Source organism: Paenibacillus sp. FSL L8-0340, from assembly GCF_038593145.1.
Taxonomy (GTDB): domain Bacteria; phylum Bacillota; class Bacilli; order Paenibacillales; family Paenibacillaceae; genus Paenibacillus_AQ.
The window spans coordinates 4,809,105-4,831,971 of sequence record NZ_CP151967.1; the positions used below are offsets into that span (position 1 = coordinate 4,809,105).

Sequence of the window (22,867 nt, forward strand, 5' to 3'; positions counted from 1 at the left end):
TGCTTAAATCAGAGTAAATGACCCCGATTTAAGCAGCTTCATTACAATTAATGATAACTTGCATTAGATAAAATGATACTTAATATTCAGCTTTTGATTACTGATTCGCGATCTTACGGACATGGTTCTGCATTTGGAGAGGCGTTGTTCTCCCTTTGCGGCGCAGCAGAAGCATGAGCGGAAAACCAAACAGCACGATGATGGCAGCAACGACAAATACATCATTTACTCCCATTGTAAATGAGAGTAGGGTGATCGAATCGGAACTCGCTGCACCGGACGCTACGAGCTCTTTGGAGTGAATCCCGGATCTGCTCGACAAGAGCGAGGTAAATACGGCGATGGCCAATGAGCTTAATACATTGCGCACCCAGTTGTTGATCGAAGTTGCATGACCTGACCATTCCACCGGAATCTCCTCCATGGATGCCGTGCTGCTTGGGACATTGGCCAGACCGATCCCCAGATTACGCACAACCATCGCCCACAAAATAAAGTTGTGCGAAACATCCACATGCAGCCTGCTCAGCATAAACAAACCGGCAAAGATAAAAGCAATTCCTGCGGAAATCAGCTTCACCGGACCGAACTTGGGATACAGCTTGCCCACAACCGGGCTTAACAATGCCAGCAGGATGGATGAGGGCAGCAGAATCAGTCCTGTTTTGAGCGTCGTGGCGCCTTGCACAGTCTGCAGGAAAAGCGGTGTTAAGTAAGTGCCGGCATACATCGCCACCGTTACCAGACTATAGATGCACAGCATAGCCGTGAACCGCAGGTTCTGAAATACGCGCAGATTCAGCAGCGGCACTTCCGTCCGCAATTCACGCAGGACAAACAAGAGGAGAAGAACGATCCCGGCAGCGATTAACAATAGAGTTCTCCAGGAACCCCAACCCCAGCTGCTGCCTTGGCTAAAAGCAGTCAGAAGCGCGAGGCTGCCCGTCACCACCGTAATCAGGCCGGGAACATCGAATGACTTCGGTACATTCATCCGGTAGTAAGGGATTAACAGTTGGGTTAATATAATAGCGACAAGTCCCACCGGGATATTAATCAGGAACAGCCAGTGCCAGCTGGCATACTGCAGCAGCCAGCCGCTGAAGGTCGGCCCGATGGCCGGCGCAACCATTGCGGACAGCGACCACAGGCTGACGGCGAAGGGCCGGCGCTCAATCGGAATGACCTGAAAGATAATCGTCATCGTGCAGGCCATAATCAGTCCGCTGCATGAGCCTTGAAGCATCCGGAAAATGATCAGCATCAACGGGTTACCCGATACGGCGCATAACAGGGAGAAAAGTGTAAAGCCCGATAAAGCGAACAAGTAAAGTCTCTTATAACTGAATCTGCCGCCAAGATAACCGGCCAAAGGTGCCGTTACACCTGTTGCCAGCATAAAGCCGGTAACCATCCATTGCATCGTGTGCAAGCCGGTATGGAAATGATTCATTAGTAGGGGAACAGCAATGTTAATCGTTGTGGTGCTTAAGACAGAGACAAAGTTCCCGAAGAATATGGCAATCATAATCGGCCAAAAAGGAACTTTGCCTCGTTGTTCATGGTTCTCTTCCATGGCAGTTCCCCCATTATTTATATGTCTACTTTTACATAGGTGAGTTAACTTAAATAATGTTATAATCGAATCTACAATATGTCAATGATGACATAGCAGTAATACTCCTGATGAAAACGGATTAATTTAGATTGGAGGAACTCATAGTAATGAATACTCTGTCTTACGGGCTCCTTGCCCTGCTGACTGCCAACTCGCTGTCCGGATACGAGTTAACGCAAAGCATTAAGCCGCTATGGCGTGCGGGCCATAGTCAAATTTATCCTCTGCTGGTAAGTATGGAGCAGAAGGGATACATCTCCTACGAGCGCATCGAGCAGTCAGATAAGCCGGATAAAAAAATATATACGATCACAGAAAAAGGACTTGAACAATTGCGGGAGTGGGTTGAGACGCCGGCTGATCCTCCCGTGTTGCGGGACGAACTGCATTTCAAGCTGTACAGCCTGTGGCTCGCAAGACCAGAGGAGGCTAAGGCGTTACTGGTAAGGCGCGCGGAATTCTGCAGGAGTGAGCTGGACCGGTATAACCTCATGATTAAAGCCAATGAAGCCCTGTGCCAGGAGCGCGGAGAAACCCGCGAGCTTAAGGCAACGACGTTCGGGCGGTATTTGCTGCTGCGCAAGCGGGTTATGGATATGGAATCTTCTGTAGCCTTTTGCGAATGGGCCATCGGGGAACTTGAATCAAACGCCGGTCCGCTGGAATAAAGGTTCGATGTATTGCAGCAAACGATCAGTAAATCCCAAAGAAATAGGGTTGTCCATAGTCATAATAATGACTAATTGGACAACCCTATACTTAAAACCGGGGGTAAGAACAGTCACGCCTGTCCGGTGCCGCTGCCTTTCACCCGTCTTCTCTTGGCCGTGCTGCTCTTCACCTGATCAATAATCAGATGGATCACGATCAGGATGCCGCCGGCATTGATTGCCAGATCGGCCAGATTCATGATGCCGCCGCCTTCCCCGAATACAAGAAAATCCGTAACCTGATGGAAAATTACGCGGTCTATTGCATTGCCGATAGCACCCCCCACCAAAAATCCGCTGGCGGCTTCAAGCAAGGGTCCTCGCAGCACTCCTTTGCGACGGTAATAAAAAATCGCGACTACAAATACTGCCGCAACAATCGAGAAATACTTCCCAAAACCCTGAAAAGAACTGAAGGCCGCACCACTGTTCTCATAATAAGTAAATTGCACGTAAGGGTTCCAGAACGGAATGGTCTCCCCCAGCTGCATGTTTAACCGCACCATCCATTTTGCAGCCTGGTCCGCCAGTACCACCAATATTGAAATCAGGTAAAAAAGCATCTCTGTGCTCCTTTCACGTCTGCTAGACTCACTCCATTAACGGTTCATAAGGATAGCTTATCACAGAGCACCACACGGATTCACCTTTCAGAGAAATGTTACATTCGAAAGCCTAATGGTTAAACACTCTTAGATTATAAATCGTTTAGTTGAGGGTGGGTACCAAATGGAATACGGAGCGATATTTATCAAGCTGATCGCGGGTTTTATCGGGTTATGGGCAATGACAAGATTGCTGGGAAAGAAGGAAATCTCCGCCTTGACGCCTTTTGACTTTATCTCTGCGGTGATTCTGGGCGATTTGGTCGGGGACACCATATATACACCAGAAAATTCCGTGCTGATGCTGATCTTTACACTGGCTGTTTGGACCGTATTATCCTTGACGTTCGAGAAGGTTACCCAGCGAATCCGCGCGCTCCGCAAACCGCTTGAGGGCGAACCGGAATTTCTGATCCGTGACGGAGAGATCGATCTGGTCAAGCTGCGCAAGAACAACCTTGACTTCGACCAGCTGCGGATGATGCTGCGGGCTAAGGATACTTTCTCTGTCAGTGAGGTCGCTTATGCCATCTATGAGACGAATGGTTCTTTGAGCATTATGAAAAAGCCGCAATTCGAGGCAGCCACCCGCGAAGACCTGGCTGTTTCCATACAGGAAACCACGCTGCCCCAGAGTATTATTGAGGACGGGATCATTCAGCGGCGTACGCTAAGGGAACTTGGCCATGACGAGGCCTGGTTGGACGGCGAGCTGCGCAAACTGGGATATTCGGGCCCGCAGGCTGTAGCTTATGCTGAAATCACTGAAGAAGGCGAGTTTGCTGTGGTCTCCTCGGTTTCCCACTAAAGAGACCAAAAAAAAGGATATGCCCGGTGTTCGGACATATCCCCACTCTATCAGAATCTTGCTGAATGGTTTACCAGGCGTAGGCCTCCGGAGCCGGACGTCCCGGTCCCGGGAATATTTCATCCAGCTTCTTCAGCGTGACTTCATCCAGAATGATCTCAGTCACGCGCAGCGAATCCTCGAACTGTTCGATAGTTCTCGGTCCGATGATGGGCGCAGTCACGGCTGGATTCGCCAGCACCCACGCCAAAGCTACCTGGTCCTCATGCTCGCCAAGCTCCTTGCAGAGGGCAGAGAACTGCTCCAGCTGGCTGCGGTGCTGCTCCAGCTTGGCGGAGCGGGCGCTGCGCACACCGGTCTTGGCCAGCGCGTTGCGGCCGAGCAGACCGCCCGCAAGCGGACTCCACGGGATGACGCCAAGTCCCAGTTCCTGCGATGCCGGCAGCACCTCAAGCTCCGGCGTCCGTTCGAGCAGATTGTACAGATGCTGCTCGGAGACCAGGCCCAGGAAGTGGCGCGCTTTCGCCTGCGCCTGAGCATGTGCGATATGCCAGCCGGCAAAGTTGCTGGAACCGATATAATCCGCCTTGCCCTGGGAGACCAGGATTTCAAAAGCACCCCATAACTCTTCCCAGGAAACATTACGGTCAATATGATGCATTTGGTACAGCTCAATATGATCGGTCTGCAGACGTTTCAGCGAGCCCTCGAAATGTCGTCTGATCTTATAAGCGGATAACCCCGAACCTGAATTGGGACCGTCCTGCTCATCAAGCATGTCATTGTAAACCTTGGTCGCCAGCACCACCTTCTCGCGCCGTCCGCCCCCCTGCTGAAACCAGCGTCCGATAATCTCTTCGGTCCAGCCGCGCCGTTCCTGGCCGCCATAGACATTCGCAGTATCAAAAAAGTTAATGCCGGCATCCAATGCGGCATCCATGATCCTGAAGGCGTCTTTCTCCCCGGTCTCCGGGCCAAAATTCATCGTGCCGAGACATAATTGGCTGACCTTTAAACCCGATTTTCCCAAATAACTGTACTTCATTGCAATTCCTCCCTTTCATCCCTGTATGGTTGTCCGCATTCCCTCCCACTATAAGCCTTAGAGTCCACTTTAAGGCAAGCTTTTTTTCAAGAAAAAAAACAGGCCTTTTGTGCATGGCCTGTTCTTGCTGCTCCAAAATAATTCTCCTATTCCCCATCATGACCGCTGTCCGGAAACAGCACTTCTCCAGTTCCCTGTTCAATCGCTATGATTTCCTGCAGGGTAACCGACAGATCACCAGGGGGATAAGGTTTGGTCAAATACTTCTGAACATTGTTCATCAGACTTTTATCTGTTTTGTCCAGCGCCGAGGAAATAACTATCGGAACGTTCGCTGTCCGCTCATCATCCTTCAGCATGCGGATCAGGTCCCAGCCATCCAGCTCATCCCCCAGCATCAGATCCACGACAATCGCTACAAAAGGTGTTTTCAGTGCCTGATCAAACGCCTGCTGTGGATGATAATGATGTGTCACCCGGAAGCCTTTGCCCTTCAGTTCCTCCGACAGCAGCAGGGAAAGACTGTAATCATCCTCTACAATCATTACGTTTGGCTTCGCTTCCTTCTCCGAATTCCATTTATAAGGCTCATCTTCATGCCGGCTGCCGCTATGATTCAGAACCGGAAGACTGAACCATACAGTGGTGCCTTCGCCTTCCACCGAATCAATGCCGATCGCACCCTTCTGCTTCTCAATGATTTCCTTGCAGATGGCCAGGCCTAGACCTGTTCCGCCGATCCGTTTGGATGCGCTGTTGTCTACGCGTCTGAATTTCTGGAACAAATGGCCGATCTGATTCTTAGGAATCCCCAGCCCGTGATCCTGGATCTCCACAACAATCCGCTCGGGTTCATTATGCAGCAGCACCTTGATCTCATTGCTGTTCGGTGAGAACTTGATCGCATTGCTAAGCAGGTTGGTCAGTACCTGGACAATCTTGTCCTTGTCCACTTCCACCTCTGCATTCCGCGCTGCATCCTCCAGCAGAATATGGTGGGTGCCACTCAGTTTGTACTGGTCAATGACGCCAAGGACAAGCGAGCTCAGATTGACAGGCTCGGCATTGTACTGCTGGGTGCCTGACTCCATCCGCTGCAGATCCAGAAAATCATTGATCAGATCGGTCAGCCGGTGCGCCTCCCTATGAATGGTCTCCAGATATTTCAGCTGCTTCTCCGGCTTCATTGTTCTGGATAACAGCAGCTCTGTGAAGCCGAGCACACTGGATAACGGTGTCCGCAGCTCATGGCTGACCGTGCTGACCAGTTCGGATTTCATCAGATCCAGCTCATATTCCCGGGTAATGTTCCGGTGCACAAACAACGTACCGAAGCGGATCTCACGGCGGAATACCGGAATAGCATATACCTCCACATGTTTCATCGCTTCCGTGCCAATGGAATATTTGATCGTGCTAGAGTCAAAAAATGTTTCGGACATCGCCGTTTGGTAGAACAGCCGCAGATCATCCTGCTCATTGGCCCTGTGGATGAAATGTTCTGTCCAGCGTTCCTTAAGGACTACTTCCCCTTCAGTCCATTCATCGTACCCGAACAGCTGGCCAAGGGCTTTATTCATCTGCAGCATCGTTCCGTCCATTTGGACAAACTGAATTCCTTCATTGACGTTATTGACAATGTCCCTGTTCAGCATCCGGCCATCTTCTATTTCTTCATACATGAACAGCCGCTCAATGGCCAGCGCCACCCGGTTCATCATGCCTTGAATCTCGTCGGTTTCTTCTTCGCCAAAGGAATGTCCGATCCGGGTACCGCAGAATACAGCCAGCACCTCATCATCAGCATTGATAACCGTTGTGTAGTAATCATAGGAATATATGCCTTCTGGAGAAATACCCTGCTCCCGTAAGGATGCCGGACGTTTTGTAATATAGGATTTCTCCGTTTGCATGCGGAACAGCATATCATTATTATCACTATCAAGATAACGTTCCACATTCTCAAGAGGTACGCCTTTAACGACAGCAATTTTGTCTTTGACCATCAGGAAAAAGCTCGAGTCGAACGCATATTGCTCATTCATAAACCGGATAAACTTTTCGGCGAACTCCTGCTTGTCCAGAGTATAGGTAATGTCATGGTTAAGCTGATTGCTCCGCTCCAGCAGAATCTTGGTTTGTTCCGTCTTTTTCAGGGTATCCGCCAGCTCCTGCTGCACACTTTTCATGGAAGAAATATTGTTGGCGATGAGAATGTACTGGTAGACATGGCCTTCATCATTCAGATAAGGCATCGCCGTCAAATGCAGCCAGATCACCGAACCGTCCTTGGCCCGAATCTGAATCTCGTCGCTCCATACCCCGCCCGTGGTCAGCTTGCGGAGAATTTGCTGCGCCTGATCACCTGAAATATTATAGAGCTCGAACAGCCTGAAGGTGTAACCGATGATCTCCGGGTTCTTATACCCCGTATACTCGCTCAGATTCTCATTAGCATAGGTGAATATGCCTTTGTTCGAAAGAATAGCGACTGCGGAGGACTGATCCAGCGCCTTCATCATGCTCTCGATCTCGCTTAAAGACCGTTCCAGCTTAAACTGCTGATCCTGAAGCTCATCCTGCTGCGCATGCAGTTCTTCGTTCTGCATCGTCAGCTCTTCTTCTTTGTCCTGTATGCTTCTCGCCATATTCAGGAATGCTTCATAGAGCCGGCCGATTTCATCCTGCCGCTGAAGCTTGCTTAGCAATACAGACCGGCCTTCCGCAAGCGAAATCGTTGCCTCTTCCAGCTTCACGATCGGATCAATGAGAACCTTTAGAATCCTCCAGATCATCAGGGTGAATAGAAGCAGCAGGAAGCTGCTTAATACGAACGCCGCAATGGTAAACCTATTAGCTTGCTTAATGGAATCGGCAGCCATTTCGTTCAATTGTGCATCTGAACGCGCTTTGTATTGCTTCGTGTATGAAAGGAATTTATTTACCGCCTGGGTGTTGCCATCCTGTGCCAGCGCCCGCAGCGCAACATAATTATCTTGCTCAACCAGAGCGATCGCCTTAGGCAGCGTAACCTTTTGATAATTTTGACTGTATGCCGTCAATTGGTCCTTGAACTGCAATTCTTCCGGGGACAGCTTCAGCAGGGAATACGTATTAAGGACTTCCCCCAGCTTCTGCAGCGCTTCATAGGCGAGCTTCAGCTCATTATCATTTTTCAGCGCCGTGTAGCCTCTCACCCGAAAAAAAACATCATTCAGTGTTGTTGCCAGTTCATTGATCGTCTCCGCCTTGTTCTGCAGCACTTCACGGTCATGGCTCAACTTGTTCTGCTGAGAAGATATATAGAAGAACAAGAGCAGGCCAGTCAGTACGATGAGAACAAATAAGCCTGAAATAATGCGGAAATATTTATCTTTGATGCTCAAATTAACGAATTTTTTTCTTTTCACCAAGGATACCCTCCACGATCTGCAGGAGCTCTGTCGGACTAAACGGCTTAGGCATGAAATAACGCGCGCCCGCCTCCCTGGCTCTGCTCCGGTCCATTTCCTGCGCCTTGGCGGTCAGCATCATTATCGGCGTGGAGTTCTTCATGTCCTCGTCCAATTCAGACAAAACTTCAATACCGGTCATTTCCGGCATCATATAGTCCAATATCACCAGATCGTAGAGATCATCTGATAGCTTGGCAAGTGCCTCAACCCCATTTTCAGCGGTACGAATCTCCACATCTTCGAGGTCCTCCAGCGTATCTTCAATCAGCATGCGCAGAACATCTTCATCATCTACTACAAGTACTTTTTGCATCTTTCTCTCTCACCTTTCAATGTACCCTAAACCATTATCAGCGTTTCAGCGCTAAATGTTTCAGAACAAAAATCTGTGGGCCAGCCGTTCAATTCTAATGAGCAGCTCCGGCAAGTGAAACGGCTTAATGACATAATCGTCGGCGCCCATTTGCAGGGCATGTATAATATCCCGCTGGTCGTTCCGCCCGGTCAGCATGATCACGAGAATATTCACTTCCGGATAACTGCCGCGGATCCGCTCAAGCACCTCCAGCCCATCCAGCTCCGGCATAATACCATCAAGCAGGATGATAAATTTCTCCTCGGGAGCATACCAATCCGACTGGAGAAACTGCGGGCCGTTAGAATAGCTGCTTACTTTCACTCTGGCAATGCTCTCCGGCTCCCAAGCTTGGAACTGATGGGTCACTATTCTGCGGATCAGCGGATCATCGTCGACGATGATGACATTCAGAACCGACTCCAGCTTACCTGCCGGCAAATGCTCGTCATACAAAGTGGTCTGGTTTCTGCCGGCATGTTTGCTGGCATACAGCGCCTGATCTGCTTCATCAATAAGTTTATCGGCATTGAGGTGAGATTCCGTTACCTCTGTGATCCCGGCGGAAAAGGAAACATTAAATCGTTCATTTTTGGCCCAAAACTCTTTCAAAGAGAACTGCTGCTGAATCCGCTCGATGACAAGCATGGCCGATGCGGCACCGGTATTGGGCATGAACAGGGCAAACTCTTCACCGCCATAGCGGCAGAATGTATCCTCCACCCGGATTGATTTCTGTACCAGCCCGGAAAAAGTCTGAAGCACCTCATCTCCGACCAGATGGCCGTAGCTGTCATTCACATGTTTAAAGTAATCCAGGTCCATAAGCGCAAGCGAAAATGTCCGCGCGGTCCGCTTGAAATCGGAGATCAGCTGCTTCATCGTTTGATTAAAATATTTGCGGTTAAAAGCCCCGGTCAGCTCATCCACGATTATGGATTTTTGCCATTCAAGCTTCAGCTCAAAGCGGTTCTTAATGAGTACCAGGAACAAATCAATATCTACAGGCTTCGGAATATAATCCATCACCCCCAGCGAATAGGCATACATCTGGACATCCTTGGAATGTTCACCGCTGACGATAATAATCGGAATACGCTCTTTCTTCGCCTTGCCGATGATTTGTTTCAGGACATCAATCCCGCTCTGATCGGGCAGCAGGATATCCAGCAGGATCATGTCCGGCTTACTTTCATAAAAAATTTTGAGTCCCCGTTCGGCGGATAATGCAATACTCACAAAATAGGACTGCTTCTCCAGCGATTCCCTTAAAAAGGCTACAAGCTCTACATCATCATCAATGAGCAGAATTTCGTATTGCTTCTTGCCGTCAGGCAACATTGCCGCTTGCAAACCCGGGACAGGTATTGCTGAGTTCATCAATTGCTCATCAAAAAGCCCCAGCAAAGGATACAAATAATCCCCCCACTCGGCCTCTGTCCAATTTTTATAAGATTCATCCGAGAAATAAAGCAATGTGCTGCCGGCATACTCCTCCACCAGGTGAAGGCCTACCGTTCCGGCCGTGCCCTTTAAATTATGCAAAAAGCGGTAGATTTCCTTTTCCTCGACGTCTGGCTGTTCCGACCACTTTTGCAGGGTTTGCCTGGTACGCTGCTCAACCAGCTCTTTGTATTTTCTAGTTGTCATGGTTACTCCTTCAGACGATCATGTCAATCTATTAGTTGATCATATATTTTTAACACTGTCAACTGTATTCTAATGAAATTAGGGCATAAGATCAAATTTATGATCAGACTGACAAAAAACCTTTGGTTGATGACTACAACATCATTTGCAATAATAAATGCAACGGTTCATTCCGTTAATGCGGCGGATGAACAGAGAATAGATAAATAGGAGGCTTTTTCATTGAAGGGGATTATAACAGTACTGGGAAAAGACAAAGTAGGGATTATCGCCAAAGTCTGTACCTACCTTGCAGGCCACAATCTGAACATTCTCGACATTTCGCAGACGATTGTGCAGGACTATTTCAACATGATGATGATTGTTGATATTTCTGCGCCAAGCAAGTCCTTTGAAGAGATTGTGGAGGACCTGCAGCAGGTGGGCGAAGAAATCGGCGTTGAAATCAAGCTCCAGCACGAGGACATTTTCAATATTATGCACCGCATTTAGCTAGCAGCGAAAGGAAGAGATAGGGATGATTTCACTTGTGGAAGTGCAGGAAACGAATAAAATGATCCGCGAAATGAATCTGGATGTCCGCACCATTACGATGGGAATCAGCCTGATGGACTGTGCCCATACGGATTTGCGGGTGTTTAACCAGAATGTGTATGACAAAATCACCCGGTCCGCTGAGAAGCTGGTGAAGACCGGGGAAGATCTGGAGCGGCAATTCGGCGTACCGATTGTCAATAAACGGATCTCCGTCACCCCAATCTCCATTGCAGCCGGTTCCGTGCATACGGATACTTATGTTCCGGTTGCCGAGATTCTGGACAAGGCGGCCAAAGAGGTGGGCGTCAACTTTATCGGCGGCTTCTCGGCGCTTGTGCAGAAAGGCTGCACCAAAGGCGACCGGATTCTGATCGACAGTATCCCAGAAGCGCTGGCTGTGACGGAAAGAGTCTGTTCCTCTGTGAATGTAGGCTCCTCGCGCAGCGGGATCAATATGGATGCCGTGAAGCTAATGGGCGACATCATCCTCCAGACGGCGGAACGCACCAAGGACCGTGATTCCATCGGCTGCGCCAAGCTGGTTGTCTTCTGCAACGCCGTTGAGGACAACCCCTTCATGGCCGGAGCCTTTCACGGCGTGGGCGAGCGGGAATGCGTGATCAACGTTGGGGTCAGCGGCCCTGGTGTCATCAAGCGCGCACTGGAAGAAGTAAAGGGCCAGGACTTTGAAACGCTGTGCGAGACGATCAAACGAACCGCCTTCAAGGTGACCCGTGTAGGACAGCTTGTTGCACAGGAAGCCTCCAAACGGCTGGATGTGCCGTTCGGCATCATTGATCTGTCGCTGGCACCCACCCCTTTGGTCGGTGACTCCATCGCCGAGATTTTCCAGGTTATGGGTCTCGAGGAAGCCGGAGCACCCGGCACCACGGCAGCGCTTGCCATCCTGAACGATAATGTCAAAAAAGGCGGCGTCATGGCCTCCTCTTATGTCGGCGGACTTAGCGGCGCGTTCATCCCGGTCAGTGAAGACCATGGAATGATCCAGGCTGTTCAGCGCGGTGCGTTGACGCTGGAGAAGCTCGAAGCGATGACCTGTGTCTGCTCCGTCGGCCTCGACATGATTGCCATTCCGGGCAGCACCAGCAAAGAAACCCTCTCCGGCATTATCGCTGATGAAGCCGCAATCGGCATGGTCAATAACAAGACAACCGCCGTCCGCCTGATCCCGGTTATCGGCAAGGAAGTCGGCGAGATGGTCGAATTTGGCGGTCTGCTCGGCTACGCCCCGGTGATGGCCGTGAATCCTTTTAACTGCGCCGGGTTCGTGAACCGGGGCGGACGTATTCCCGCTCCAATTCACAGCTTTAAGAACTAATATTCCAAGTGGAAACGGCATCCGCCGTCCTCAAAAGGACGGTATCCGTTTCATCGAGAAATAGAAGGATAATTTATAGCGTGAAGCAGATAAATTCTTATATTTGCACAAAAGCGCCGCCTCACCTCATAAGGTGGGCGGCGCTCTTTTTGTAAACCAACCGGGTGATAGAACAGTTCACGGCTTAGAAGACATGACCCAGCTTTTCCGGTCCTACAACCAGATAGAAGCTCTGAATCTGCTCCCCTTCCAGCACCAGACATAGCACGGCTTTAACCTCGCCATCCTGCCTGAATACCAGTTGGTCTTCGCCGTTGACGGTTTCTACAGACGGCTCCAATTCCCGCAGCCGGTTCAGCACCCGGCGCGAGGTCAGCAGCGCCAGCACTCCCTTGCGGCCAACCATCGGCCTAAGGATCGTATGGACATCCTGGCCGCCGCCGTCGGCAATAAGCACGGGATGATCGGACAGCAGTTCCAGCATCGCACTGACATCATAAGCGGTAAAAGCCTCGGTAAAGCGCCGCAGCAGGCCAGACCTCGCCATTCCTGTCCCGGACCCGGCCATGGCTGCAGAAGGCTCGGCCTGAAGCGTGCGCTTGGCCCGGCTAAAGATTTGCCGGCAATTGGCTTCCGCTTTGCCCAGCATTTCTGCGATATCCCCATAATCGTACTGGAAGGCTTCACGCAGTACAAATACCGCCCGTTCAGTGGGCGATAGCCGCTCAAGCAGCACCAGAAACGCATACGACAGCGTATCCTTACGTTCCACTGCGGCTTCAGGTCCGTCATAAGGCTCGCTTACCGGCTCAGGCAGCCACTCGCCGATGTAGGTCTCTCTACGGCTGCGCGCCGAGTTCAGCATATTCAGGCAGCGGTTGGTAATGCCTTTTGCCACATAGGCCTTCATATTGTGAATGCCGGTCCGATCACGCCGCTGCAGCTCGGCGAAGCAATCCTGCACCGCATCCTCCGCATCAACCGCTGTTCCGAGCATCCGGTAAGCTATGGAGAAGGCGTAAGCCTTGTAACTGAGAAACAGCTCCTCCATCCCCGGTGCTTGAGATGCAGTTAACTTTGTGCCGGTCTCGTTGCTTTGTGGTTTCAACGGCACTTCCCCTCCTACTCCTGATGTTATCCTCAGCGACTTAGAGGACAGCTCCCGGATACATTCCTGTAGAAATCGCTAACCGGTTCCAGCAATTGATCGTATTGATCGCCATAATCCAATCAACAAATTCTTCTTCGCTGAAATGCTCCCGGACCTTCTCATATACATCGAGGGGCACGCCGGCTTCACTGATATGTGTGACAGCTTCGGCAAGCTCAAGCAAAGCTCTCTCTTTATCCGTAAAGATCGGCGCCTCGCGCCATACCGTGACCAGCAGCAGTTTATCCTGATAATCCCCCAGCTTCAGCAAATCCTTGGCGTGCATATCCAGACAGAAGGCGCAGCCGTTCAGCTGAGATACCCGTATTTTGACCAGTTCAGTCAGGAGCTTATCGCTGCCCCGGCCTGCGGTATGCTGCTCCAGCGACATCATTGCCCGGAAAGCGGGCGCGTTCACTTCTCTGTAATTGAATCTCAAACTCATCATAATCTCCTCCTCAATGTGTTTACAATACTGTAGACAACCGGGCGGATTATTTTGTGACAGCAATCTCTATTTTTTGTGAAAAAAGGTGTGAAAGCGCCTATGGCTTGTCTTAGCCGGTCTACTTAAGCTGCCGCTCTCTTGTCTCTTCTTACCGTGATCAGCCGCCAACCGGTAAGCAATGCCGAAACCAGACAAATTGCCGAGGAAGTCATAAACACAACATGCATCCCCGAGAGGAAAATATCCGGACGGCCCGGAACCAAATCGGTTACCCGATGCCCTGCCTTACTGCTCATCACATTAAACAGGATGGAGGTGGCGATGGTGATGCCGACAACCATGCCCACATTGCGGACCAGCGAGTTGACACTGCCTGCGGAACCGAGCTGTGTCCGCGGCACTTTGGACATGATAAGTGAATTGTTGGGCGATTGGAACAAGCCGCTGCCGACACCGAGCATCGCGATCCACAATCCGACCAATAGCACAGAGCTTCCGTCATGCAGCCGGGCCAGCCCAAACTGGGCGATAACCATCACGATTAATCCGGCAAAGGTCAGGAACTCGGAACCGATCTTATCGGACAAGGCTCCGCTGACCGGCGAAACCACCACCATGCAGATCGGAAACAGCATAAGCAGAAATCCGGCGTAAAAAGGCGACAGATTCAGCATGTTCTGCGCATAGAACGGGGCAATGATGTTGAAGCAAAAGTTGGCCACGAACACGAGAAACGCGCACAAAATGCTGAGTGAAAATAAGGGGTTCTTGAACAGCGACAGCTGCAGCAGCGGCTCCGCGCGGCGCAATTCCACGGTAATAAAAGCAATAAATGCAGCAACTGCGATGAGCAGCGCCGTGAGGATGCGGGCATCCCCATACCCAAGCTGCTGCCCGAGCAGCAGTCCGGCAAACAGCGTTAGGATAAACACCGCGAACAGCATGCTTCCGGGAATGTCGATTTGCGATTTTACCCGTACCAGATCCTTAGGCAGAACCTTCCATCCAAGCACAACGGCAATCAGGCCAATCGGAAGGTTTACCCAGAAAATATATTCCCAGCCCAGTGTTGAAACAATAATCCCGCCCAGACTCGGTCCGGCGATACTGCCCAGCGATACGAAGGTGCCGATAAGCCCCAGCGCTTTGCCCCGCTCTGTAGCCGGGAAAATATCCGTCACAATCCCCTGACTGTTCGCCATAGTCATGGAGGCCCCGATCGCCTGAATCACGCGCGATATTATAAGGAACGGCAGACTTGTGCTCAGACCGCAGAGCATTGAGCCAATGATAAAGACGATCGTGCCGATTTTGAAAATCCGGATCTTGCCAAGCATATCTCCAAGCTTCCCGAAAAGCAGGATGACTGCGCAAATAGCCATCAGATACCCTGTCGTTACCCATTCCACCTGAGCCACCGGCAAGTTCAGCTGCTTCACCAGCACGGGCAAGGCAATATTGACAATACTTCCATCGAGCGTTGACATAAAGGTAAAAAGATTTAAGACGATCAGGATACTCCAGCGTTTCTTCTGGATGGCGGCATCATCCTGATAGGTTGCGGCAATGGAACTCATAACTAACACCCTCTTGAATCAGTTTTTAGAGATAGTTGCACGCGCAACTATCAGACATTCCCCAGTGTACCGCAAATTAGTTGCGCACGCAACGACTTTGTTGTAATATTTTGAACAGATAAAGGGGTGCAACAGCATTTAACCTAAAGAGGTGTCATTTTTGAAAAAAGAACCGATTGGCAAGTTGATTTCCAACCTTCAGCGTCAAAACCAGAAATATTTAGCCCGGGAGTTGGCTCCTTATGGGATCGGCAGCGGCGGGCAGCACAGCTTTCTTAAGCTGATCCTTGGCCAGCCTGGAATTACCCAGGATCAAATGACAAATGAGATGAAGTTCGATAAAGCAACAACCGCCCGGTCCGTCAAACATCTTGAGCATTTGGGTTATATTGAACGGAGAACCGATCCGAAAGACCGGCGCTCTTCGCTACTGTATCCGACCGCTAAGACACTTGAGTTCGCACCGGTATTTCAAGCTATAATGGATGAACTTAACCGCAAGCTTTCGGCCAATTTAACGGAGGAGGAAGCAGATCTATTGGTTACTCTGCTCCAAAAGATCAGCATAAATTCCGGAGAGTTGTGAATCGGGGAAGGGAGGATTGGATGGTCCAGGGCAAAGGGCTGGGCTTGTCCGATTAACAGCAAAAGGAGGAAGCAGTCGCCACGATGTGCTGTCCTCAGAACTTATCAATTCACTCGCGGCAGGCTTTATCTCAGACTAATACCCTCCAGAATATAGTCCCAGGTCTCATTATCCCCGGCCCGGTTCGGAATGCTCAGTGAACTGATGCCGGGGAGTCCCCATTCGTTATCAATCACTGAATCCAGTCCGTCCACTCCGTTTACGATCAGCATATGGAAGGTTCCCAACGTTAACGAGCCCAGCGCTTTTTGAAGCTGCAGTGACTCTTCATAAGTACTTCCCCAGCGGATGAACAACGCCTTCCGGCTGACAATCAGCTGATCCAGCAAGCGCTGGCTGCACATGTCGATTTTATCCTTAAAGCCCGGATACACGGAGCCCCACTCCTGCTCCTCGAGAATAGGAAAATCATGAACGGAAATCACATAATAATAGTAATCTTTTATAAAATACGATCGGACCGGCATTACAACTTCATTCTCCACGAAGACATCATCCCCTTCGTCCGGCACCTCATTCGGCAGCTCCATGTATTCCGGGAATGGTCGGCTGAGCAGTAGGTTCACATCTGTAAGGGATAACGAAACGACCCAGTCCAGAGGCGATGAAAAAGTCCTTAACCCCCTTCTGCGCAAATGCGCTGCCGGTTCGCAAGAGCTTCCCAGGCATACAATGCAATCATAAGCCCCCTTGATCTCCTCAAACCTCATCTGTCCTCACCTCTATCCTGTTTTTGTATTATTTAATGCCCTTGAGCCAAAAATGCTTGGATGCTAGATTAGGAATGTTTTGCCCATTCATAAAAAACAAGTTAAAATGTAAACCAATATGAAAAAAAGTGAACTTTCAGAAAGGAAGCAAGGCTCATGTCGATTGTAAGTGTAAAAGAACATTTCCGTACGTTTAACAAAGAGCAGGATGTACTGGAGTTCGCCACTTCCAGCGCTACCGTAGAGATGGCGGCGGCGGCGATTGGGGTAATTCCTGCCCGTATAGCCAAAACCTTGTCCTTCCGTAGGGTAAAGACGATGCCATTCTGGTCGTTGCTGCAGTAGACGCCAAGGCCGACAACAAGAAATTCAGAGAAGTCTTCGGTTTCAAGGCGAGAATGCTCATTCCCGATGAAGTTCTGGAGCAGACGGGTCATGAGATCGGAGGGGTTTGTCCATTCGGCCTCGCCCGGAGCTTAAAGTTTATCTGGATATTTCCATGCAGCGCTTCGATACGCTGTTTCCGGCCTGTGGCAGCACCAATTCTGCGATAGAGCTGACCTGTGATGAACTAGCCCTGTACTCTAAAAGTACGGACTGGGTGGACGTGTGCAAAGACTGGGATGTGCCGCCACTGTCCGGGGACGGACAAGCCTTATGAAGATAAATCCGGCCAAGGGCCACACATCGCCATCGCAGTAAGGAGCAGCGGGAGAATATTCTTTTCTGGTTAGACGAAATGGTTTGGACAACACAGAAGGCCGGATTTCCCTGATGGGAACTCCGGCCTTCTGTCTGTTCGGGCGCTACGGGCAGCGGAAGCATTTTTTCACCGGGATCCGAGCAATTACAAGCTGATGAGGATACTCACAGCGGCTTATCAACCTGTGAAGTAGCACGTACTCATAGTTACCTGCTTTCTTCAATGTCTTCTATCCTTACGGACCGGACTCAGGTGCAGCTATTCCATCGATTACAGCCATGATTCGCACCAGGATCAGCATATAACGTCACTGGAGTCCGAATGTCCAAAAAACACACGATCTATCTTAAATAAGGACGCTGGGGTCCGAAAGCTTGTTTATACAACGCTAGAGCTGCTAAAGCCACTCACTCGAAACCAAATGTCTAATTGCACTCCACCCGTAATCTCCTTACATACTTCATTCTTTACGTTTACGTCACTTTAAATCTCAGTCAACACCAGAACGGCGTCTTATTCTATCCCTTACTCCCTATCCACCCCCCACCTTCCTTTCCATGACCGCCAAAGCTCGCTATTCCGCCGTATCGCCCATTTGCTCCGCCTCTCTGCTTTTCACGATCACATTGACTTCTTGGGTGATCTGATCCCCGCCCTGCCTTTTCCATTCCGCCACAAAAGTATCAAAGCTGCTCACCGGCGTATCACCGACGATAATATTCAGGAAGGTCTCGCTCTCCAGCTTCTGCAGCGCCGGCCATACACTCTGCATATGGGTTGTGCTGCCATAAAAAACGCTGCGCACGCCCTCGATCGCCGTCGTGGACAATACGGCTGCCCCGTATTTGTAAGAATTGGCTGCTTTCCAGCCCTCCAGATTCTTCTTCGGCTGCTCCTCCTCGGCGAGCCACCGCTCATAGATGACCCTGGTATCCGGGTCCAGCAGATCCGGGTCGATCTTGCCGTGCAGCGCCTGCTGAATGTCCGCATAATGCTTCTCAATAGCGCCGGAATAATCTATCAGCAGATCAAACGGGTAATACGCACGCGGCTGAATGCCGGTCTGCGCCGAGAAGTCATCCAGTTTCTTGACTTCCTCCGTGTTGGGGTCCCGTCTTCTCTCCAGCCGGGTGAAGACGTTGAGCAGCTTCATAACGGCTTCGGGATGCTCATACCCTTTGCGGACGACCAGATAGCGGTCAGTGACCGGCGCCATATGCGCGACGAATTTGCCTGCGCTGTCCAGCGGCGCGGCATAGGCCCGCCATTCCGCCTTTGTATCAAGTGCCACTGCCTCTGACAACGGATAGTAGGGCATCCACCACGGGCCGAAGAACATCCCCGCATTACCGGAGATAATTGGCTCCTGCGTTTCTTTATAAAGCGCAAATTCAGGGTCGATTAGGCCGCGTTTGTACCAGTCGGCCAGCTTGGCTAACGCTTCTTTGGTTTCCGGTGCAACTGACCCGTAAACAATCTCGCCGCTGCCCGTTCTGATCCAGTTGGTAGGAAAAGCGTGAAAGGCGCTGAACACGGAGTCCAGGCCATTCACATGCGGCTTGGTTCCGTACACGATATTTTTGTAGGCGCTAAGCCCCAGCGTATCCCGTTTACCATTGCCGTCAGGGTCCCGCTCAACAAACGCCTTCGCGATGGCTTCAATATCCTCAAAGGTCCTCGGAGCCGGAAGCTCCAGCTTGTCGAGCCAATCCTGGCGGACCCAGAGCAGCGACAGGGAATCCGCATTGATCGCCACATTCGGCAGCCCGTACAGCTTGCCGCCCCGGGAGGCATCGCCGAGCGCCTCGCCTTTGGTCGAATCATACATATCCTTGATCAGCTCTGAGCCGTATTGCTCGTATGTTGCGGTCAGATCCGCAATCATATCGCTGTCGATCAATTTTTTTAATTGATCCCTGTCCACAACCACGGCATCGGGCAAATCGTTGCTGTCGATAGCCAGCTGCACTTTTTGACTAAATGGCTCCTCGCCTTTTGCCTCCCAAGAGTGGATAACCCTGATGTTCGTGAGGTCCTCCAGATACCGGGAAATCGGGTTATTGTCATTGCTGTCGCCAGTGTTCAGCCGGGAATCAGGCACTTTGAACCCTACGCGCATTACGACAGGGTCTTCATATCTGCCATAAGCAGCAGTTTCGGCGGCACCGCCGTCCGGTTCGCTCCCTGCGGAATCCGGCTGCACCCTGCTGCCTTGGCATGCCGGCAGACAAAGCAGCAGCATGGCGGAGACGCAAACAGTAAGCCTCTTCATCAGGTCCTCATCCCCTCCGCACGGTATTCACTCGGCAGCTTGCCGACACGATCCCGGAACAGCCTGCTGAAATAACGGTCATCCTCAAAGCCTGATTTGCAGGCAATCTCGCAAATGGGTTCATTACTTTCCAGCAGCAGCGATTTGGCCAGATTCAGCCGCATCCCCCGCAGACTCTCCCCAAAGCTCTCACCGGCAAAGCGGGCGAAGCACTGGCTGAAATAACCCCGGCTCATATTGACAGCGGCTGCAACATCGCTTTGATTAATTTTGTCCCCGGCATGGCTTCGCATATAACGGACAGCCCGGATGAGGCAGAGCATCACCTCTTTGCTCAGCCCAAGCTCAATCATCCGCCGCTGCGCATGATCGGAGAACTGCCGCAGCCAGTGTTTCCATTGGCACCAGTTCAGGTTATTCCCTGCCGCCGCTTGCAGCTGCGCCGTCTCCTCGGGCTTCAGCAGCAGAGCCCCCCAATTCCCGAGCAGTGCATACCCAAAGTCGGAAACCCGCTGCGGTGAAGGCTGCTGTATCACTACTCCGGCCATAAAAGTCTCCCATCCGCCCCGGTCTATCGTCCATCTGAGATTCAGCGCTCCTTGTAGAACATCTTCCTCATCACTGAACATCGTTGCTTCCGATGCCATTACTTTAAGCTCTGCATAGTTCAGTCTGGCCGGTTCCTCGGCTCCGCCGGAATAGAACAACGCATGTTGCGCTGACAGCCCAAGGATCTTCTCCACTTCCTGCAGGCTTTGATGCCGCAGTCCGCTCACCAGCGCCGTCTGCCAGCGGCCCCCAAGCACTTGCTTGAGCTCACGGCTGCCATCTTCCTCCGCAAACCGCTGGTGCAGCGGCGTGATCCACATGTCCTGAAAAGTGATCAGCGGATGGTTCTTCACCACCGAGAGCTGAAACAGCTCTTCCTCGCTGGCCCGGGGGTCCAGCGGCAGATAGAGCAGCGCCTTGTCCGCAGCGATAATCCTGCCCTCGCCGCGGCTAAGCGACTCCCGGGTGCTGTCCTCCCACTTGATCCGTTCCACCAAACGGCGGATCGTCTCATCCGCGTTCTCCACCTCCAGTAGTGTCTTCACGATGTAATCAACCGCACCCAGGCGCAGCGCCTCCTGCACATAATCAAATTCATGATGGCAAGTCAGCACTACACAGCGGATGGCTGGGAACCGCTGCCGCACCTGCCGGATGAGATCAAACCCGGACATCCCCGGCATGGTGAGATCGACAAACAGCAAATCGGTCTCCTGCTCGCGGAGCAGGGCCAGCGCGGCGTTGCCGTCCCCGGCCTCGCCGACAATCACAACTCCAAAGGACGACCAGTCAATCAGCGAGATGAAGCCTTTGCGCACAAGCCGCTCGTCATCGACCACAACAGCCTTAATCATCGAAGTCCTCCTTGCTTTTCTTAGGTATGATAATGGATACACATGTGCCTTCACCCGGGTTGCTGGTAATTTGCAGTGTCATCTGCTCTCCGTAATACACCCTCAGCATCCGCATGACATAGGAGAAGCCAATGCCGAGTCCCCGCTTTCTGGCACCGTCATCCGAGAGCAGCTCTTCAATCTTGTCAGGGTCCATTCCCGTTCCGTTATCCTTCACACACAGCAGAATTTCATCTGCACCATGCGCAGTAATCATAACCTCGACCTTCCCGTTATCACTAAGCCCGTGATAAATCGAATTTTCGACCAGCGGCTGGAGCAGAAAACGCGGAACCGCAGCGGACAGCACATCTTCCTCCGCCTGCACATTGAACTCAAATTCATAGTCGTAACGGATGCGCTGAAGCTCCATATAATTGCGGATGGCTTCGATTTCTTCACCGATCGTAACAATAATGCTCTGTTTGCCGAGATTGTAATGCAGCACCTTCACCAGCAGTGTGACCAGCTTGTCAATTTCCTTCTGCCCGTTCAGCCGGGCGAGCCATTGCACTGTGTTCAGCGTATTGTGCAGGAAATGCGGGTTGATCTGGCTGAGCAGCTTCTCAATCTCGAACTGGCTTTTCTGCTTCTCATTGCGGGCTACAGCCAGCAGCAGATCATTGACCTGATCCTTCATCTGCTGAAAGTTGCTCAATACAAAGTCAAACTCCTCCACATTCGTGAAGGCAACAGGGGCGGTAACATTTTCGGCCATACGGATAATTTCCACGTTGACTTTGCGCAGAGGGCCATAAATCCGCTTCCAGATCAACCAGGCCAGAACTCCGGCAAAGAGCAGTGTGGAGAGGGCGAGCAGAATCATTTTGTAGAACCAGGAGTAAATTTCGCTGTTAAATACCGATTTCTTCACGACAGCCACCAGCTTCCAGCCCTGCGGACTCTCGTATCGGAACAGATGGTAGCCGTCCAGCTCCTCATGCGGAAGCCCCGGAGATTTCCCGGCCGCCTTGACGATCTTTCCGGGCAGCTTGCCGTCGATGACATGGGTAAGTGTGCCGCTCTGGTTGACCAGCAGATGGTTTACCTTCATTCCATAGGCTTCCTGCTTGAAAATTTTGCGCAGCAGACTGTAGTTCGTCTCCAGATAGATATATAGCTGATGCTGGCCGCTCACCCTGACAATCCGCTGCTCGGAGAAAACCACGTTATCGCCTACAGCATACATCGTGCCATGCGGCCCGTAATAATCAGCTCCGTTATAGCGCATAAAAGAAGGCAGCGTGCTGAGATCAAAGTTCCTCCGCGCACTCATGTTGGTAAACAGCACCGGGTCCTCGCTGCCCGGCATAATATAGGCAGTTAACCCTATGTAAGGATTGGTGAAGTTGACCAGATTGATCTTCTGGTTGATCGAACTCATAATCTGCGATTTGCGGTAAATCTGCTTCTCCAGCAGAAAAGCAGACATTTCCTCCACAATCTGACCGTCCAAAGCAAACTGCTTAGAGGCAAAATCAAGGTTGTCGATAGCATTCTCCAGGCTGAGCGCCTCCTGGCGCAGACTTGCGCTGATCCCGCTGCCGATTTTCCCCGAAAGAATCGAATAGATCGAAGTGTAGGATATAATTCCGACGATCAGGAGCGGCAGCAGCGTACCAATCAGCAAATAAATCACCAAGGTAGTCCGCAAAGATTTAACTGCCGGTGTATGGCTCCCTGGCTTCGTTCTGCACATTTTCCGTATCCTCTCTTCTTTTTGTAAGCGTTTTATATAATAGAATTAGAATACCAGATTTAACCTGAACTGAAAATAATAAGGCAGAACAGCTCACC

At 51.1% G+C, this 22,867-nt stretch carries 18 protein-coding genes and 1 pseudogene; 6 read left to right on the plus strand and 13 right to left on the minus strand.

Annotation, left to right across the window (positions count from 1 at the left end; all coding sequences use genetic code 11):
• Positions 1 to 97 precede the first annotated feature (97 nt).
• Positions 98 to 1,576, minus strand: coding sequence for an MDR family MFS transporter (locus NST07_RS21940; RefSeq protein ID WP_341379091.1), 1,479 nt, complete (start codon positions 1,574 to 1,576; stop codon positions 98 to 100).
• Between the two features lie 149 nt (positions 1,577 to 1,725).
• On the opposite strand from NST07_RS21940, the gene NST07_RS21945 reads away from it, so the two are divergent.
• Positions 1,726 to 2,286, plus strand: coding sequence for a PadR family transcriptional regulator (locus NST07_RS21945; protein WP_341094329.1), 561 nt, complete (start codon positions 1,726 to 1,728; stop codon positions 2,284 to 2,286).
• A 113-nt stretch (positions 2,287 to 2,399) separates the two neighbouring features.
• Here the strand turns inward: NST07_RS21945 and lspA are convergent, their stop codons facing one another.
• The gene (lspA, locus tag NST07_RS21950) at positions 2,400 to 2,891 is read right to left on the minus strand and encodes a signal peptidase II (protein WP_341094331.1); all 492 of its coding nucleotides are present in this window, start codon (positions 2,889 to 2,891) and stop codon (positions 2,400 to 2,402) included.
• Between the two features lie 166 nt (positions 2,892 to 3,057).
• On the opposite strand from lspA, the gene NST07_RS21955 reads away from it, so the two are divergent.
• Positions 3,058 to 3,741, plus strand: a complete 684-nt coding sequence (locus NST07_RS21955) for a DUF421 domain-containing protein (RefSeq protein WP_341094332.1) — start codon at positions 3,058 to 3,060, stop codon at positions 3,739 to 3,741.
• A gap of 70 nt (positions 3,742 to 3,811) precedes the next feature.
• On the opposite strand, the gene NST07_RS21960 is transcribed toward NST07_RS21955, so the two are convergent.
• From NST07_RS21960 to NST07_RS21975, 4 genes are all read right to left on the minus strand, one after another.
• Positions 3,812 to 4,786 (minus strand): aldo/keto reductase, encoded by a 975-nt coding sequence (locus tag NST07_RS21960; protein WP_341094333.1) that lies wholly within the window; start codon positions 4,784 to 4,786, stop codon positions 3,812 to 3,814.
• Positions 4,787 to 4,932: 146 nt separating this feature from the next.
• A complete protein-coding gene (locus tag NST07_RS21965; RefSeq protein WP_341379094.1) occupies positions 4,933 to 8,196 on the minus strand; it encodes an ATP-binding protein in 3,264 nt (1,087 codons plus the stop codon).
• The gene (locus tag NST07_RS21970; protein ID WP_038594201.1) at positions 8,174 to 8,554 is read right to left on the minus strand and encodes a response regulator; all 381 of its coding nucleotides are present in this window, start codon (positions 8,552 to 8,554) and stop codon (positions 8,174 to 8,176) included. The genes NST07_RS21965 and NST07_RS21970 overlap by 23 nt, the downstream gene beginning before the upstream one ends.
• A 60-nt stretch (positions 8,555 to 8,614) precedes the next feature.
• Positions 8,615 to 10,246: a diguanylate cyclase gene (locus tag NST07_RS21975; RefSeq protein WP_342480173.1), complete on the minus strand. Its 1,632-nt coding sequence runs from the start codon at positions 10,244 to 10,246 to the stop codon at positions 8,615 to 8,617.
• A gap of 222 nt (positions 10,247 to 10,468) precedes the next feature.
• Here NST07_RS21975 and NST07_RS21980 point away from each other — a divergent pair, with 222 nt between their 5' ends.
• Together NST07_RS21980 and NST07_RS21985 are read left to right on the plus strand one after the other, a co-directional pair.
• Positions 10,469 to 10,738 (plus strand): ACT domain-containing protein, encoded by a 270-nt coding sequence (locus NST07_RS21980; RefSeq protein WP_019910116.1) that lies wholly within the window; start codon positions 10,469 to 10,471, stop codon positions 10,736 to 10,738.
• Between the two features lie 28 nt (positions 10,739 to 10,766).
• Entirely contained in the window at positions 10,767 to 12,122 is a 1,356-nt protein-coding gene (locus tag NST07_RS21985; RefSeq protein ID WP_256718062.1) for a PFL family protein, read from the plus strand.
• 184 nt (positions 12,123 to 12,306) lie between these two features.
• Here the strand turns inward: NST07_RS21985 and NST07_RS21990 are convergent, their stop codons facing one another.
• The 3 genes from NST07_RS21990 to NST07_RS22000 all read right to left on the minus strand — a co-directional run bounded on the left by NST07_RS21990 (position 12,307) and on the right by NST07_RS22000 (position 15,297).
• Entirely contained in the window at positions 12,307 to 13,173 is an 867-nt protein-coding gene (locus NST07_RS21990) for a sigma-70 family RNA polymerase sigma factor (protein WP_342481965.1), read from the minus strand.
• Positions 13,174 to 13,270: 97 nt separating this feature from the next.
• Positions 13,271 to 13,717, minus strand: a complete 447-nt coding sequence (locus NST07_RS21995; RefSeq protein ID WP_342481966.1) for a carboxymuconolactone decarboxylase family protein — start codon at positions 13,715 to 13,717, stop codon at positions 13,271 to 13,273.
• Between the two features lie 125 nt (positions 13,718 to 13,842).
• Positions 13,843 to 15,297, minus strand: coding sequence for an MFS transporter (locus NST07_RS22000; RefSeq protein ID WP_342480174.1), 1,455 nt, complete (start codon positions 15,295 to 15,297; stop codon positions 13,843 to 13,845).
• 160 nt (positions 15,298 to 15,457) lie between these two features.
• Between NST07_RS22000 and NST07_RS22005 the strand changes: the two genes are divergently transcribed.
• Complete coding sequence (locus NST07_RS22005; RefSeq protein WP_341094343.1) at positions 15,458 to 15,883, plus strand: MarR family transcriptional regulator; 426 nt, start codon at positions 15,458 to 15,460, stop codon at positions 15,881 to 15,883.
• 125 nt (positions 15,884 to 16,008) lie between these two features.
• Here NST07_RS22005 and NST07_RS22010 read toward each other — a convergent pair whose 3' ends face one another.
• Complete coding sequence (locus NST07_RS22010) at positions 16,009 to 16,653, minus strand: DUF1796 family putative cysteine peptidase (RefSeq protein WP_342480175.1); 645 nt, start codon at positions 16,651 to 16,653, stop codon at positions 16,009 to 16,011.
• 156 nt (positions 16,654 to 16,809) lie between these two features.
• On the opposite strand from NST07_RS22010, the pseudogene NST07_RS22015 reads away from it, so the two are divergent.
• Positions 16,810 to 17,314, plus strand: a pseudogene (locus NST07_RS22015) (YbaK/EbsC family protein).
• 616 nt (positions 17,315 to 17,930) lie between these two features.
• Here the strand turns inward: NST07_RS22015 and NST07_RS22020 are convergent.
• Genes NST07_RS22020 through NST07_RS22030 form a run of 3 tightly spaced genes read right to left on the minus strand, consistent with a single transcriptional unit; the run spans position 17,931 to position 22,769 of the window.
• On the minus strand, positions 17,931 to 19,628 hold the full coding sequence (locus NST07_RS22020; protein WP_341094347.1) for an extracellular solute-binding protein: 1,698 nt from the start codon (positions 19,626 to 19,628) through the stop codon (positions 17,931 to 17,933).
• Positions 19,628 to 21,031: a response regulator gene (locus NST07_RS22025; RefSeq protein WP_341094349.1), complete on the minus strand. Its 1,404-nt coding sequence runs from the start codon at positions 21,029 to 21,031 to the stop codon at positions 19,628 to 19,630. The genes NST07_RS22020 and NST07_RS22025 overlap by 1 nt, the downstream gene beginning before the upstream one ends.
• Positions 21,024 to 22,769, minus strand: a complete 1,746-nt coding sequence (locus NST07_RS22030) for a histidine kinase (RefSeq protein WP_341094350.1) — start codon at positions 22,767 to 22,769, stop codon at positions 21,024 to 21,026. Before NST07_RS22030 ends, NST07_RS22025 begins: the two co-directional genes overlap by 8 nt.
• Positions 22,770 to 22,867: the final 98 nt, after the last annotated feature.